The organism is Massilia brevitalea (assembly GCF_030711405.1).
GTDB classification, from domain to species: Bacteria; Pseudomonadota; Gammaproteobacteria; order Burkholderiales; family Burkholderiaceae_D; genus Telluria; species Telluria brevitalea.
The window spans coordinates 35868-50493 of the sequence record NZ_JAULSI010000041.1 but is presented as its reverse complement, the minus strand read 5'-3'; the positions used below and the strand labels follow the sequence as shown (position 1 = coordinate 50493).

The window sequence follows — 14626 nt, the reverse complement described above, 5'->3', positions numbered from 1 at the left end:
GGAGTCCATCACATTAGGGTGGGCACTCCGTGCCCACGCGGAACGCCGCGTTATCAGCGGCTGTTGCAGGATGGTTGGCAGACGCTTGTTGATCAGGTTCGAAAGAGATACGTTAGCGCTAATCCCTCCATACGCCAACTCGACGCAGCCTTCCTGGCGAGCTCCAGTGAATTGTTGTGCACGCTTCCGCGTGGGCACGGGGTGCCCACCCTACAGCCGAGTCCGCGTGCTCCGATTAATGCGGGATTGGATCGAAACGTGCGATTCCTAGCGCCGCAGCGCCGTAAACGCCGCAAACTCCCACGACCTGAACCCTACCACCAGGCTCATCCCATCCCGCTCATCGGCCGGTAGCCGGCGGTCGTGCTTGTGCAACCTTGCCAGCTCGGCCGCCAACTGGGCGATCTTCTGCGCCACTTCAGCGGCGCTGGCGGCCGACAGCCGTGCAGGCAAGCACATCAGCGTCTCGCCCGGCCCATCGAAACGGCCCGCAAAATAATCCGGCACCATGTGTTCGCGGAAGAATTGTTGCACCGGCCCATCCGGCAGCCAATGGAAGGCATGCGAGACGCGCATGCCGTAGCGGTTCAGCGGACGCAGTTCGATCAGGCCCAAGCGGTCGAGCTCGGCCATGGCGGCGATGCATTCGGCCTGGGTCAGACGGTAATTCTCGACGATCTGCTCGAAGGTCCAATGGCCCAGGCAGCAGATCGCCACCAGCAGCAGGTGAGGCTTGGCAACCAGCGCGGTTTCCTGGGTCAGGGTCAGGGCATCGGCCTGCGGACGAGCATCGGCTGCGCGGCGCAGCACGTCTTCCAGCGCAATGCCCCCCGCCTGGCAGATCTGCGCCAGGCGCGACAGCGGCATGTCTTTCTGCCCGAACAGGCGCTTGACGCTCGACTCGCTCATGTCGATGCGCTCGGCCAGGGTTTTATAGGTAAGATTCGCCGCACGCAGCTCGGCGCGCAGCACATCGACGATCAGCTCGGGTGAGCTCATGGGGGTCCTGTTGGGTGGCGGTTAGCGCCGCACAATGTACAGGTGAATTGTTAGACAGGCAAGATGGTGGGGGCGAAGATGGCAGCGCTCGCGACCGGAGTGTAGTGCGCCCCTGTTCAAATGATGAGACCGCGTGGGCTCAAGAGCCCACCCTACAAAATCGTACGTAGGGTGGGCACTCGTGCCCACGTGGTCTTCGTGTCGATGAAAAACCCGACGATATGCAAGGTACCGAATACCGGGAGCCGAAACTCCCAGTGAACTCACTCGTCCTCGTCCACCGTCAGCTTCGCCTTCTTCAACTGCCGCTTGGCATCCTGGCGCTCGCTCGACAAAGGCTTGGCGTGCGGTCCGGCGGCCCGGGCCTTGGCCAGCGCGGCGATCGGGTTGCGCGGCTTGCCGAACTGCTGCGACGGTTCGATGCGCAGCCGCATCTTTTGCCGGGTTGCGAGTGCCTTGTTCGCCATGCTCGCCTCCGTTACAGCACGTAGCGCGACAGGTCTTCGTTGGCCGACAGCACGTCCAGGCGCAGATTGACGTAAGCCATGTCGACCGTTACCAGCTTGTCCTGCCTGTCGCTGGCGTCGAAGGACACTTCCTCGAGCAGCTTTTCCATTACCGTGTACAGGCGGCGCGCGCCGATGTTCTCGGTGCGTTCGTTGACCGAGAAGGCGATCTCGGCCAGACGGTGAATGCCGTCTTCGGTGAAGTCGACCTTGATGCCCTCGGTGCCCAGCAGGGCTTCGTACTGGGTCGTCAGGCAGGCGTCGGTGCTGGTGAGGATGCGCTTGAAGTCGTCGATCGACAGCGATTCGAGTTCCACGCGGATCGGGAAGCGGCCCTGCAGCTCGGGAATCAGATCCGACGGCTTCGACAAGTGGAAGGCGCCCGAGGCGATGAACAGGATGTGGTCGGTGCGGATCATGCCGTACTTGGTGTTTACCGTCGTGCCCTCGACCAGCGGCAGCAAATCGCGCTGCACGCCGGCGCGCGAGACGTCGGCGCCGCCGTGCTCCGAGCGGGTCGCGATCTTGTCGATCTCGTCCAGGAAGACGATGCCGTTGTTCTCGACATTATGGATCGCCTTCTGCTTCATCTCGTCTTCGTTGATCAGGCGCGCCGCTTCTTCCTCGGCCAGCACCTTCATCGCTTCCTTGATCTTCATCTTGCGCGCTTTCTTGCGCGTGTTGCCGACGCCGGCGAACATCGACTTGATCTGCTCCGTCATTTCTTCCATGCCCGGCGGCGCCATGATTTCCATCTGCGGCGCGGCGTCAGCCACTTCGATCTCGACCTCGCGGTCGTCGAGCGAGCCTTCGCGCAGGCGCTTGCGGAAAGTCTGGCGCGTGCTGTCGCCTTCCTTCGCCTCGGCAGCGGCGCTGACGTTGAAGCCGAAATCACGTGCGGGCGGCACCAGGATGTCGATGATGCGGTCTTCGGCCGCGTCTTCAGCGCGCTGGCGCACCTTTTTCATTTCGGAAGCGCGGGTCTGCTTGACGCCGATGTCGATGAGGTCGCGGATGATGGTGTCGACGTCGCGGCCGACATAGCCAACCTCGGTGAACTTGGTCGCTTCGATCTTGATGAAGGGCGCGTCGGCGAGTTTCGCCAGGCGGCGCGCGATTTCGGTCTTGCCGACGCCGGTCGGGCCGATCATCAGGATGTTTTTCGGGGTGATCTCGTGGCGCAGCGGCTTGGCCACCTGCTGGCGGCGCCAGCGGTTGCGCAGGGCAATAGCGACGGCGCGCTTGGCCTTGCCCTGGCCGACGACGTGCTTGTCCAGTTCCGACACGATTTCGAGAGGAGTCATGTTCATGATATGCATGCCGTTCAATCCAGCGTTTCGATGATGTGGGACAAATTGGTGTAGATGCACAGCTCGCCAGCAATCGTCAGCGCTTTCTTGACGACCTCGGCAGGGGACAGCTCGGTATTTTCCTGCAGCGCCTTGGCTGCGGACTGGGCATAGATGCCGCCCGAACCGATCGCGCCGATGCCGTCTTCCGGCTCGAGCACGTCGCCATTCCCGGTGATGATCAGAGTCACTTCCTTGTCGGCCACCAGCAGCATGGCTTCGAGCTTGCTCAGCATGCGGTCTGTGCGCCAGTCCTTGGCCAGCTCGACCGAGGAGCGCAGCAAATTGCCTTGATGCTTTTCCAGCTTCGCTTCGAAGCGGTCGAGCAGGGTAAAGGCGTCGGCGGTGGCGCCGGCGAAACCGCACAGGACCTTGCCCTGGTAGAGTTTGCGCACCTTGCGCGCCGAGCCCTTCATGACGACGTTCCCCAGGGTGACCTGGCCGTCGCCGCCCAATGCGACTTGCGCGCCGCGACGTACACTCACAATGGTGGTGCCGTGAAATTGTTCCATATCTGCCTCGTGGTTGACTAGCCCTCCGCAAGTGGGGCTGTTGCACAAAATTGCAAGACAGGATGACACCAAAGCTCAGCAGTATCCGCGCAGCTGCGGTCCGGCAAGCCGCTCACTATGCAGTTCAATACTTGTGCGCATACAGGCGCGCGCAGTCGCCATAGTTCAGCAGGCGCAGCAGGGCCGCCACCATGTGGTTCAGGTCGCGCAGCTCGACCGGATGCCCTGTGCCGGCCAGGCTGCGCAGCCGTACGTGCAGGGCGCCGGCCGCGCTGAATCCGATGCGCGCCAGGCGCGAGCAGTCGAGCACGACCGGCGCTGCACCTGCCGTCTGGACGGATGCCGCCTGCGCCGACGACGCATACGCATCGATGGCCGCCAGCAGCGCGCCGATATCGCCGTCTACCAGCGGCGGCAACAGGAAACGCTGTTCGGCATCGAGCGCCACCGCAAGGGCAGGCGCCGCATTGCCCCGATTGGCCGCAGCACCGGCATCCGCCACAGCGCGCAGCGGCGTCTCGAACGAAGGCGGCGATACTTCGAAGGTCACGCAATAGTCCATCGCGGTTTCCTCGAAGTCCTTTTCGCGGTCCAGCAATTGCAGCAGTTCGAGCAGGAGCAGCCAGGGCGCTTCGCCACTGCCGCGTTCGCCAATCGCCAGCATCGGCCGCAGCACCGCCAGCAACGCATCGGCGCCGGCCAGCACCACCGGACGCCCTGCGCGGCGCAGGGCTTGCAGGCTGGCGAGCAGGGCGGCGCAGCCTGCCGCATGCGCGCTGCGCACGGCGCCGAAGTCGAGCCGCACGGGCGTGCCTGGCAGCGCCGGCCTGTGCAGGGCCGGCAGGTGGGCGCCAAGGCCGGCGTCGAGCGCGGCCGGCAGGCGCAGGGTGGGCGCCGCGCCGGCAAAGGCTTCTTGCGCCTGGCGCGGGAGACGGTCGGTATAGGCGGGCGGGGAGGTCTCGAAATGGCTGGCGTAGTCGATGGCGATGCTGTCGAATTCCTGCTCACGGCCCTGGGACTGGTAAAGATCGAACAGCATCCACCAGGGCAGGCGTTCGGACCGTCCGAGTTCGCCCAGGCAATCGCGCAGCATGCCCTCGGCCAGGTCGGCCTGGCCGTTGGCGTAGAGGATGGCGCTTTCCTCAACCACGGGCGCATTCGCCGGCGCGAGGTCGGCTTCCAGCTGGCCGTCCAGGAGCCCAAGTTCGGTATCGGCGCTGGAGGCCAGCGGCGCGGTGGCCGCGGCCGGCGGGCGGTGGCTGCTGCCCCAGCCGGTGTCGCCGTCGTCGAGCAGGTCGGTGGTCATGGCCAGCTCGATGGCGTCGATCTTCGCGGCCGTGGCGCGGGCGATTTCGCGCTGGCGTTCGCGTTCGGCCTCGGCGGACAGGCGCGAAGGCTCACCCGCGCGCAGGCGCGTGGCCGGCGCTTCGGCGACCGGTTCGTTCTTTTTCTTCAGGAAGGAAAATAAGCCCACGTCGTTTCCGCCTATCGATTACCCCATGCTTATTGCTTGACGCGCAGCGGGACCCTGGCTCCCGAGCGCTCATCCATGACGGTAGCACGGACGCCCGCGGCACGCCCTGCGCACACGTGCGCAGGCTCAAACCTGCTGCGAGCCAGCGCTAGTGTATCCCATAGGAAAGATTCTGACGGTACGCCTGAGACGGGCGGACAGGTAAACAAGAAAAAAGCATGCGGTTGCGCGCATGCTTTTTCGGTAGGGGGGTGGAAGCGATCAGTCGCCGTACAGCTTTTGCTTCAGTTCGCGGCGCTGCTGGGCTTCCAGCGACAGGGTGGCGGTCGGGCGCGCGATCAGGCGCGGAATGCCGATCGGCTCGCCGGTTTCTTCGCACCAGCCGTATTCGCCGGCTTCGATGGAGGCCAGCGACTGCTGGACCTTTTTCAGCAGCTTGCGTTCGCGGTCGCGGGTGCGCAGTTCGAGCGCGTGCTCTTCCTCGATGGTGGCGCGGTCGGCCGGGTCCGGGACCAGGACGGTTTCGCGCAGGTGTTCCGTGGTCTCGCCGGCATTTTTCAGCAGCTCTTTCTCGAGCTGTTGCAGGCGGTCCTTGAAGAACGCGAGCTGGGCCGGGTTCATGTAGTCCTCGTCGCCCATCGCCCGAATTTCCTCTTCCGAAATGAGTCGGTCTTCGGACTGCGCGGCGGTATTCGATTTCGTTGTTTTAGTCATGTTGCCTTCGATACGACAGAGGTTTTCATTTTATCAGCTGGCTCAGCAGTACTGAGTTACCAACAGTGTGCACTGCCAACTGCCATGACGGCGCTGCAATCTGCCGTCTTCGCCTCCGGATTGGCCGGCGGCGGCTGCTCGACGGTACCTGTCGCGCCGTGGCACAAGGCGCAAGGGGTACCGTAAAACCGGGATAGTTTATACCAAACACTGTTCCAATCCGCGGATAAATACGTCTTTTGGTAAATTTTTACCAATAAACACCATTTTACTGCCACGGACTTCGCCAGCTTCCCACTTTGCGCCCAGGTCGCTGCCCATGATTTGATGCACGCCTTGGAACACGACTTTGCGGTCGGCGCCCTGCATCGACAGCACGCCCTTGTAGCGCAGCATGTTCGGGCCGAATACCTGCACCAGGCTGCCCAGGAACTGGTCCAGGCGTTCCGGGTCGAAGGCGCGCTCGCTCTTGAACACGAAGGCGGCGATGTCGTCGCTGTGGTGCGAATGGTGGTGGTCGTGGCTGCAGGCTTCGCCGTGTGCGTGGTCGTGGCCGCAGTGCGCATGGTCGTGATCTTGGCCTTGGTGCTCGTGTTCGTGTTCGTGCTCGTGCTCGTCGGCGCGCAGGAAGTCGGGGTCGAGTTCGAGCTTGTCGTTCAGGTTGAAGCCGCGCAGGTCCATCACCTCGCTCAGCGGCGCACTGCCGAAGTCCGAGGTCGAGATCGGCGCACGCGGGTTGATCCGTGCCAGGCGCGTCTTCAGGGCCTCGATGGCGGCGGCGTCGACCAGGTCCAGCTTCGAGAGCAGGATCTTGTCGGCAAAGCCAACCTGGCGCTGGGCTTCCTCGTGGCGGTCCAGCTGGTCCATTGCATGGCGCGCGTCGACCACGGTCACCACGGCGTCGAGCAGGTAGTGAGCGCCAACTTCCTCGTCGACGAAGAAGGTCTGCGCCACCGGGCCGGGATTGGCCAGGCCCGTGGTTTCGATGACCACGCGGTCGAAAGCGAGTTCGCCGGCCTCGCGCTTTTGCGCCAGGTTCGTCAATGCCACGATCAGGTCGCCGCGCACGGTGCAGCAGATGCAGCCGTTGTTCATCTCGACGATCTGTTCGCCGCTATCTTGGACCAGGATTTCGTTGTCGATGTTTTCCTGGCCAAATTCGTTTTCGATGACGGCGATGCGCAGGCCGTGCTCCTCGCGCAGGATGCGGTTGAGGAGGGTGGTCTTGCCGGCGCCGAGGAAGCCGGTCAGGATGGTGGCAGGGATCAGTGACATGGTCTTTACGTTGCGTTCAGCCCGGTTTGGGCGCGGAGAGTCGAAAGATTATGCCGTAATTTGCAATCTGCCACCATCAACCGTGCCTGCCTTTGCGCCAGCTCAGGCGAATCCTTGGCTATTTCGCTTTCGCGCGCGGATGGGCTTGGTCATACACCGCGGCAAGATGCTGGAAGTCGAGCGCCGTGTACACCTGGGTCGATGTGATGCTGGCGTGGCCCAGGAGTTCCTGCACTGCGCGCAAGTCGCCCGACGATTGCAGCAGGTGCGAGGCGAACGAGTGGCGCAGCACGTGCGGGTGCACGTGCACCGGGGTGCCGGCCTTCAGGGCATGCTGCTTGAGGCGGTGCTGCACCACGCGCGGCGTGACCCGGGTGCCGCGGCTGGACAGGAACAGGGCGGCGCTGCCGTCGCCCGCCGGTGGACGCACCGCCAGCCAGGCCGCCAGCGCCTCGCGCGCCGGCCCGCCCACCGGCACCCGGCGCATCTTGCCGCCCTTGCCGGTCACCACGACGTCGCCGGCGGCGGCATCGAACCAGCCGAGCGAGGCGCCATGCTTGTGGTCGGTATAGGCCAGGTCGAGGCCGGCCAGTTCGGATACGCGCAGGCCGCTCGAATACAGCAGCTCGAACATGGCGCGGTTGCACAGCTCGTCCGGTTCGGGATGGCCATGCCGGTTTGCTTCCAGCAATTGCACAGCATCGTCGACGGCCAGCGCCTTCGGCAGCGACTTGGCGCGGCGCGGGGCGCGCACGCCGTCGACCGGGTTGGCCGGCAGGGCGGCGTGCAGCGACAGCCATTGGTAGAAGCCGCGCCAGCCGGACAGCTTGCGGGCGATCGAGCGCGGATTCTGGCCGGCGCCATGCAGGCGCGCGGCGAAGCGGCGCATGTCGGCGTGGCTGAGCCTGGGCCAGTCGGTGTGGCCGGCCAGCTGCGCCAGTTCGGCCAGGTCGCGCCGGTAGGCGGCGATCGTGTGCGGCGACAGCTGGCGCTGGGTGAGCAGTTCACCCAGGTAGCGCTGCGCCCAGTCCGCGCCGCTGTCCATGTTCAGGCGCGCAGCGGGGCCAGCGCGGTGCTGGCGCTCTTGCCCAGCTGGACCAGGAAATCGGTGGCCATCACCGGGCTGAAGCGTTCGGCATCCGGCGAACCCAGCACCAGCAGGCCGAAGGTCTTGCCGTCGGCTACCAGCGGCAGCAGCACGGTCGAGCGCACCGCGGCCGGGTCATCCAGCCAGCGCACGGCTTCGAAGTCCTTGTTCGGGCCGCAATAGGGTGCGCGCAGGCCTGACGCGAACAGGCGCGCATCATCGGCCACGCCGGCCGCGAATGGGGCGTCGGCATGTTCCGTCGCCACATTCCACAGGCGCAGGGTGGCTTGCGGCACGCCGAAGTGTGTGCGCAGGCCGTCGACCAGGTCACGCGCCATTGCTGCGCCGCCTTGCGAACGCAGCAGCGTCAGCTGCCATTCGTGGAAATTGTTCAGGATCTTGGTGTTGTCGGCGGCCGTACGCAGCAGCTCGGCCATGCGCAGCTCGAGCGCGTTGTATTTGGCGCGCATCACTTCCATCTGGCGCTCCTGCAGCGAGACCGCCTTGCCGGTCAGCGGACTCGACAGTTTGACTTCGCCCAGCAGGCCGGCATGTTCTTCGAAAAAGCGGGGGTGGTCGGCCAGGTATTGGGCGACAGCGGCGGAATCCAGGGTGGCGGTCATCTCAGGCTTGCAGTAATGGTGTGGGCACAATTCTACCCGAGCACGGCAGGGCGGCGGGCAGAAAAACGGCCCTGCTGTTCCTGCAGCAAAGGCAGGCCTGCAACGAAAAAAGGCGGACACCGTTGCCGGTGTCCGCCTTCCTTATCCATTCTGCCGGGCCGGAGCCCGCATCAGCTTAGAACGAGTGGTTGATGCCCAGGTCGTAGTAGTTGACCGAGCGATCCACGCCGAACTGGCCCTGAGCGCCGGTCTTGCGCGATGCGTCGATGTACACGTAGGTACGCTTCGACAGGCTGTACTCGTAGCCCAGCGACATTTGCTTGGTCTTGATCCAGTTGTCTGGATCTTTCTGGCCGTAACCGACCAGGACCTTGCCTGGGCCCATGGTGTAGTTGGCGCCCAGGACCCATGCGTTGGTCTCAGGACCGACACGGACACCGTTCGCCAGCACTGGCAGCGCGGTGAAGGCGTTGCCCTGGTCCTGGTGGGTGTACAGGGCCATCAGTTTCAGTTGCGGGGTTGCCATGAACGAACCGGCAGCCGACCAGACCTTGGTTTCGACGGCGTTACGCTCGTAGCCCAGCATCAGGGCTGCAGGACCATTGTTGTAGGTGGTCGAGATCGAGAACGGGTTGGCCGAAGCTTCGGCGCCGACAGGGTATTGGGTGCCGACAGCGCGGCCGTTGGCGCCTGCGCCTTCCTTGGTGGCGATCGCAGCGTTCACCTGGAAGCCGCTGGTGACAGGCGAGTTGTACCAGAAAGCGTTCGACCAGCGGTTGTTCGACGAGTTGGCCGGCTCCAGCGGTGCCGAGTTGTAGCCGGCAACTGCCAGGTCGGTGTAGAAACCGCCCTGGTTTGGCAGTGCGTGCCATGGCTCGAAGGCGCCGATGGTTTCCTGGTACGGGGTCAGGCCACGGCCGATGCGGACCATACCGAAGTCGCCCTGCAGGCCGACGCGGCTCTGGCCCTGGAACAGCGGACGCGAACCGTTTTCGACGGTGCCGGTATCCGACTCATAGCGGATTTCCAGTTGGAACAGTGCTTTCAGGCCATTGCCCAGATCTTCGGTGCCCTTGAAGCCCAGGGTGTTGGCGGCGCGCTTGCCGATCGACAGGGTGTTGCCGGACTGCTTCTGGACGCCTGCGTCCAGGGTGCCGTAGATTTGAACAGCGGTTTGTGCGTGGGCAACGCCGGCGAAAGCGCCAACAAGAGCGACTGCCATCAGTGACTTTTTCATTTATTCGTATCCTTCTTATAGGTGAATCGGGATCCAGAGAGCATTGAGACTTTATAGTTTGCTGAACACTCGGACGAGTGAACAGTAATTGCTTAACGCGTCAAGATTGTCGGATTGGTTAATTATGCGTGCTGGACTTGGTGGAAAGCCAATTTAACCAATCGTGCTGTTGTATTTTCGAAACGCTGAGTTCGCCTTGTTGCACCATCGGAGTGCTTGCCGCACTGCAATGTGGCTGAGTTCCGCTTCGTTTCGGTGCCCTTGTTCGATATCAATCATTGGACGGTTCGGCACATGACGGGCCCGGTGCTGGCTTAGACTTTTCCCAAACCGATGCAGTGTGGGCGCGATCTGAGCGATTCTTGTATATTGGCAACTTTGGCCGCGGCACCGAACCGCCGGTCACCGCCTTGCCGGTCCTGATCGCACTCCTGCTGCCCCCATCCCACTAGTAAAGACCCGAACGATGGCTAATCGTGAAGAACTGGCGATCATCCGCGGCGCCCGTGCCGGCCGCGCCGATGCCCAGCTCGCGCTCGGCAAGCGCTACCTGTTCGGCAGCGCCGGCCTGCCGCAGAGCCTGCCCACCGCGCTGCACTGGCTCGACCGCGCCGCCCACCAGGGCTGCCTGGAGTCCTGCCAGCTGATCGGCAATCACGTGCCGGTCGAGCTGGCGCGCCAGCATGCGGGCCCGCTGGCGCCCTGGTACGAGCGCGCCTACGATGCAGGCAACACGCGCGCCGGCCTGGTGTTGGCCCAGCTGCTGCTTCAGGAGCCGGGCGCGGCCATGCCGGCGCTGCGCGCGAAAGCCCTGCGCGCGCTCGAGGATGCGGCCCGCGCCGGCTTTGCCGAGGCCCAGTGGCTGCTGGCGCGCCAGCCCGAAGCCGCCGCCGGCAGCGTCGTGCAGGCAACCGGCCCGTCCGTGCGCAGTGCGCCCGGCGCGGCTGCGGGAACGGCCGGCCCCGGCCAGCCCTGGCTGCACCGCGCTGCCGACAATGGCCTGGCCGAAGCCCAGTTCGCCCTGCTCGGGCAAAGCTGGGAAGCCGGGCGCTGGACGGATTACCTCGAGCGCGCCTTGCCCCTGGCGCGTGCGCTGGCCAAGGGCGGCAAGGAGCAGGCCCAACGCCTGACCCCAGGCGAAGTCGGCCTGCTGTCGCGGGTGGCGCGCCTGCTCGAACACGGGGAAGGCGCTGGCAGCGTCGATGAAGTCGAACTGCACACTTTCTGGGAACTCGCCGCCGCCGAACACGACCGGCACGCCCAGCTGGCCATGGGCCTGTGGTATGCGCGCATGCAGGTCGACGGCACCCGGGTCGCCGGCGGCGCCGGTGCGGCGAATTTCAAGAAGGCGATCCGCTGGCTGATGCTGGCCGGCGAGCAGGGCCTGGCCGCGGCCTGGTATGCCCTGTCGCGCATCTACATCAAACCTGAATTTTCCCAGCGCAATGTGGCCGACGCCCAGCGCTACCTGGAAAGGGCGGCCGAGATGGGGTACCGGGTGGCGCAGCTCGAGTGCGGCAACAACGCCTGGCGTGCGCGCCGCGAAAACGAAAGCAACGACGTGCGCGCCGTGTACTGGCTGCAGCAGGCGGCGGCCGGCGGCTGTCCGGAGGCTGCGGAGGCGCTGCACAAGATCGCCCCGCGCCTGCTCGACGCCGTGCACACCGAAACCGGTGCATTGCTGGACTATTCGATCGACCTCTCCAGTCATCCCTTGCTGGCCGCAAGGCTGGAACTGGCGGCGCTCTTCAGTCTCAGCCGCGCCGAGGCCCTGCTGGTCGACCTGCATGCCGCCGACCAGGGGCATTGCCTGGTCATCGATATCCGTGCCAGCTACGGGCGCAGCAAGCGGCGCCTGGTCATGATCGACACCGCCCAGGAACGCCAGGCGCTCGATCGCATCGTGGCCCTGTTCGAGCACATCGATTGCGGCCCAGGTGGGCCGGAAGGCAACTACCGCCAGCGCCTGTACCGGCTGCGCACCGTGGTGGCCGAGGCCGGCCCCGGGCTCAACCCTGGCGGGCCGGGGGCGCGACGCAACGGCGCGCCCTACGGCATGGCGGCCTGAAACGGCAAGGGGCCAACTCCACTGTTATATAGCGGCTTGTTTGGTTGCATTACAAATCGATCTCGCCTTCGAACACGGTGACGGCGGGACCGCTCAGGTACACCGGCTGGCCTTCGCCGGCCCAGGCGATCGACAGTTCGCCGCCGCGCGCCGACACCCGTACCGGCGAATCCAGTAATCCGCGGCGGATGCCGGACACCACCGCCGCGCAGGCGCCCGTGCCGCAGGCCAGGGTTTCGCCGGCGCCGCGCTCGTACACGCGCAGCTTGACGTAATTGCGTTCGACCACCTGCATGAAGCCGGCGTTCACGCGCTTCGGAAAGCGCGGGTAATGTTCGATCTGCGGGCCGAGCTCGGCCACCGGGGCCGTGTCCACATCCTCGACCACCTGCACTGCGTGCGGATTGCCCATCGACACCGCCGATACCAGCACGGTGTGCCCGGCGCCATGCAGCTGCAGGTCCAGCGGCCACAGGGTATCGCGGCCTTCGGGCTGGCCCGCCAGGCCGGTATTGTCGAAGGGCACGGCCAGCGCATCCAGCACGGGGGCGCCCATGTCGACCGTCACACTGCCGTCGTCTTCCAGGCGCGGCTCGATGATGCCGGCCATGGTTTGCACGCGGATGCTGCGCTTGTCGGTCAAGCCCTTTTCGCTGACGAAACGGACAAAGGCACGCGAGCCGTTGCCGCACTGCTCGACCTCGCCGCCATCGCTATTGAATATGCGGTAACGGAAATCGCAGCCGGGTTCAAGCGGCCGTTCGACTACCAGGATCTGGTCGGCGCCCACGCCGAAGCGGCGGTCGCCCAGCTTGCGCCATTGCTCGGTGCTGAAATCGATGTCCTGGTTGATGGCGTCGATCACGACGAAGTCGTTACCGGCGCCGTGCATTTTGGTGAACTTGAGTTTCATTTATTCGTCGTACAAAGAAGGTTCGCCGGGTGGACGCGTCTTGAAGCGTTTATGGGTCCAGAAGTATTCGCTTGGAGCCTCGCGCACGCGCTCCTCGATAAAGGCGTTCATGCGCCGCGTCGCTTCGACCATGTCGGTGCCGGGATAATTTTCCCAGGCAGGATAAAAGCGCACGCGCCAGCCCTGGTAGTTCGGCAGGAAGGTGGCCACCACCGGGATCACCTTGGCGCCGGTAGTCGCGGCAATGCGGCCGAGCGCGGTCAGCGTGGCCGCCGGCACGCCGAAGAAGGGCACGAACTCGGCATCTTTTTCGCCGAAGTCCATGTCCGGCAGCATGAAGTAGGGCAGGCCGTCGCGCAGCGCGCGCAGGATCGGCTTGATGCCTTCCTTGCGCGTGACCAGGCGCACCGGGCCATAGCGTTCGCGGCCATGGCGCAGCAATTTATCGAAGGCGGCGTTCTTTTGCGGTACGTACATGCTGCACACCGGGATCACCCGCGAGGCGACGCCGGCCACGTCCAGGCAGACGAAGTGCGGACACAGCAGGATGGTCGGGCCGGCTTCCATCTCGGCCTGGGGCACCGCCGGCTCGATGTGGATGAGTTTACGCACGCGCGCTTCCGGCGCCCACCACAGGATGGAGCGCTCGAAGATGCTGCGTGAATAGCCGCGGAAGTGCTGGCGCGCAATCGCATGCCGTTCCTTGTCGGACAGTTCGGGCAGGCAGAGGCGCAAATTGGTCAGGGCGATCCGGCGGCGCTTGCCGAGGATCAGGAACATCAGGCTGCCGATGGCTTCGCCGAAACGGCCGAGGATGGGCAGCGGCAGCCAATGCAGCAGCCATAGGAAAGCAATCAGGACCCTCATGCGACGGCCTCGGCTTGCGGCGCATTGACGCCTTGCGGTTTTTTATAGCGGTTATAGCTCCAGAAATACTGGGCCGGGGCACGTGCAATCAGTTGTTCCATGGCGCGGTTGATGCTGGCGGCCTGCTCGGCGGCGCTACCCGTCAATTCACCCTCGAACGGCACGAAGCGCACCACGTAGCCACGTCCCTGCGGCAAGCGCTCGGCATACACCAGCAGGATGTCGGCCTTGCCCAGCTGGGCCAGCTTGGCGGGCAGGGTCATCGTATAAGCATTGCGACCGAACCATGGCGCCCAGGTGCCTTCTCCTTCCTGCGGCACCTGATCGGGCAGCAGGCCGATCGGCTGGCCGCCTTTCAGCGTCTTCGCCAGGATGCGCACGCCCGACAGGTTGGCCGGCGCCAGGTGCAGGTTGTGGCGCGCACGCGCACCTTCGACCAGCGGCCGCAAGGCGTCCTTGCGCGGCGGGCGATACATCACTGTCAAGGCTGTGTGCAGGGCGATTTGCTGGGCTGTCATTTCAAAACAGCCAAGGTGTGGCGTCAGGAACACAATCCCGCGGCCGGCATCGAGCACGCGCTGGACCATGTCCCAGTTTTCCACTGTTGCATGACGTGCCACGCGTTCCGGCTTGCCGCACCAGACAAACGCCAGCTCGACGATGGCCTTGCCGGCCTCGGCGACAGCAGCGCGTCTATAGGCGCCGTAGCCGGCCTGGGCCAGGTTGGCGTCGAGGCGGCGGCGGTAGGAAGGGGACAGTAAATAGACCAGCCAGCCCAGCGCTGCGCCCAGGGCGTGCAGCATGCGCAGGGGGAAAATTGACAGGACTCTGAATAAAATAACTAGCATGCGTTTGATCGGTGTTGAGGACGAGACGGCCCCCTCCGCCAAAAATTTCTTAAAGGAGCGTAAAATACCACTTTACGCAGGATCCGCCGAGTTAATAGACAACTTGCGAAGCGGAATATAAATGTCGCTAAAGCGTCGCAGGCTTGTTGCTGCG

14 protein-coding genes are annotated in these 14626 nt (G+C 64.6%); 1 reads left to right on the top strand and 13 read right to left on the bottom strand.

Annotated features, from left to right (window positions below):
• Positions 1 to 267 precede the first annotated feature (267 nt).
• From QWL29_RS21580 to QWL29_RS21535, 10 genes are all read right to left on the bottom strand, one after another.
• Positions 268 to 999: a helix-turn-helix domain-containing protein gene (locus QWL29_RS21580; RefSeq protein WP_305824933.1), complete on the bottom strand. Its 732-nt coding sequence runs from the start codon at positions 997 to 999 to the stop codon at positions 268 to 270.
• A 263-nt stretch (positions 1000 to 1262) separates the two neighbouring features.
• A complete protein-coding gene (locus QWL29_RS21575; RefSeq protein ID WP_305824932.1) occupies positions 1263 to 1466 on the bottom strand; it encodes a hypothetical protein in 204 nt (67 codons plus the stop codon).
• A gap of 11 nt (positions 1467 to 1477) precedes the next feature.
• The gene (gene hslU / locus QWL29_RS21570) at positions 1478 to 2815 is read right to left on the bottom strand and encodes an ATP-dependent protease ATPase subunit HslU (RefSeq protein WP_305824931.1); all 1338 of its coding nucleotides are present in this window, start codon (positions 2813 to 2815) and stop codon (positions 1478 to 1480) included.
• Positions 2816 to 2829: 14 nt separating this feature from the next.
• A complete protein-coding gene (hslV, locus tag QWL29_RS21565) occupies positions 2830 to 3366 on the bottom strand; it encodes an ATP-dependent protease subunit HslV (RefSeq protein ID WP_305824930.1) in 537 nt (178 codons plus the stop codon).
• Between the two features lie 124 nt (positions 3367 to 3490).
• Positions 3491 to 4840: a hypothetical protein gene (locus QWL29_RS21560; RefSeq protein WP_305824929.1), complete on the bottom strand. Its 1350-nt coding sequence runs from the start codon at positions 4838 to 4840 to the stop codon at positions 3491 to 3493.
• Positions 4841 to 5101: 261 nt separating this feature from the next.
• Entirely contained in the window at positions 5102 to 5554 is a 453-nt protein-coding gene (gene dksA, locus QWL29_RS21555) for an RNA polymerase-binding protein DksA (protein ID WP_305824928.1), read from the bottom strand.
• 198 nt (positions 5555 to 5752) lie between these two features.
• On the bottom strand, positions 5753 to 6829 hold the full coding sequence (locus QWL29_RS21550) for a CobW family GTP-binding protein (RefSeq protein ID WP_305824927.1): 1077 nt from the start codon (positions 6827 to 6829) through the stop codon (positions 5753 to 5755).
• A gap of 118 nt (positions 6830 to 6947) precedes the next feature.
• Positions 6948 to 7874, bottom strand: a complete 927-nt coding sequence (locus QWL29_RS21545) for a tyrosine recombinase XerC (RefSeq protein ID WP_305824926.1) — start codon at positions 7872 to 7874, stop codon at positions 6948 to 6950.
• 2 nt (positions 7875 to 7876) lie between these two features.
• A complete protein-coding gene (locus tag QWL29_RS21540) occupies positions 7877 to 8539 on the bottom strand; it encodes a DUF484 family protein (RefSeq protein WP_305824925.1) in 663 nt (220 codons plus the stop codon).
• Between the two features lie 175 nt (positions 8540 to 8714).
• Positions 8715 to 9776, bottom strand: a complete 1062-nt coding sequence (locus QWL29_RS21535; RefSeq protein ID WP_305824924.1) for a porin — start codon at positions 9774 to 9776, stop codon at positions 8715 to 8717.
• A gap of 466 nt (positions 9777 to 10242) precedes the next feature.
• On the opposite strand from QWL29_RS21535, the gene QWL29_RS21530 reads away from it, so the two are divergent.
• Complete coding sequence (locus QWL29_RS21530) at positions 10243 to 11844, top strand: tetratricopeptide repeat protein (RefSeq protein WP_305824923.1); 1602 nt, start codon at positions 10243 to 10245, stop codon at positions 11842 to 11844.
• 49 nt (positions 11845 to 11893) lie between these two features.
• Here the strand turns inward: QWL29_RS21530 and dapF are convergent, their stop codons facing one another.
• From dapF to QWL29_RS21515, 3 genes are read right to left on the bottom strand one after another with little or no spacing between them, the layout of a single operon-like run.
• A complete protein-coding gene (dapF, locus tag QWL29_RS21525) occupies positions 11894 to 12757 on the bottom strand; it encodes a diaminopimelate epimerase (protein ID WP_305824922.1) in 864 nt (287 codons plus the stop codon).
• Entirely contained in the window at positions 12758 to 13624 is an 867-nt protein-coding gene (locus QWL29_RS21520) for an LpxL/LpxP family acyltransferase (protein ID WP_305824921.1), read from the bottom strand.
• On the bottom strand, positions 13621 to 14472 hold the full coding sequence (locus tag QWL29_RS21515) for a lysophospholipid acyltransferase family protein (RefSeq protein WP_305824920.1): 852 nt from the start codon (positions 14470 to 14472) through the stop codon (positions 13621 to 13623). Before QWL29_RS21515 ends, QWL29_RS21520 begins: the two co-directional genes overlap by 4 nt.
• Positions 14473 to 14626: the final 154 nt, after the last annotated feature.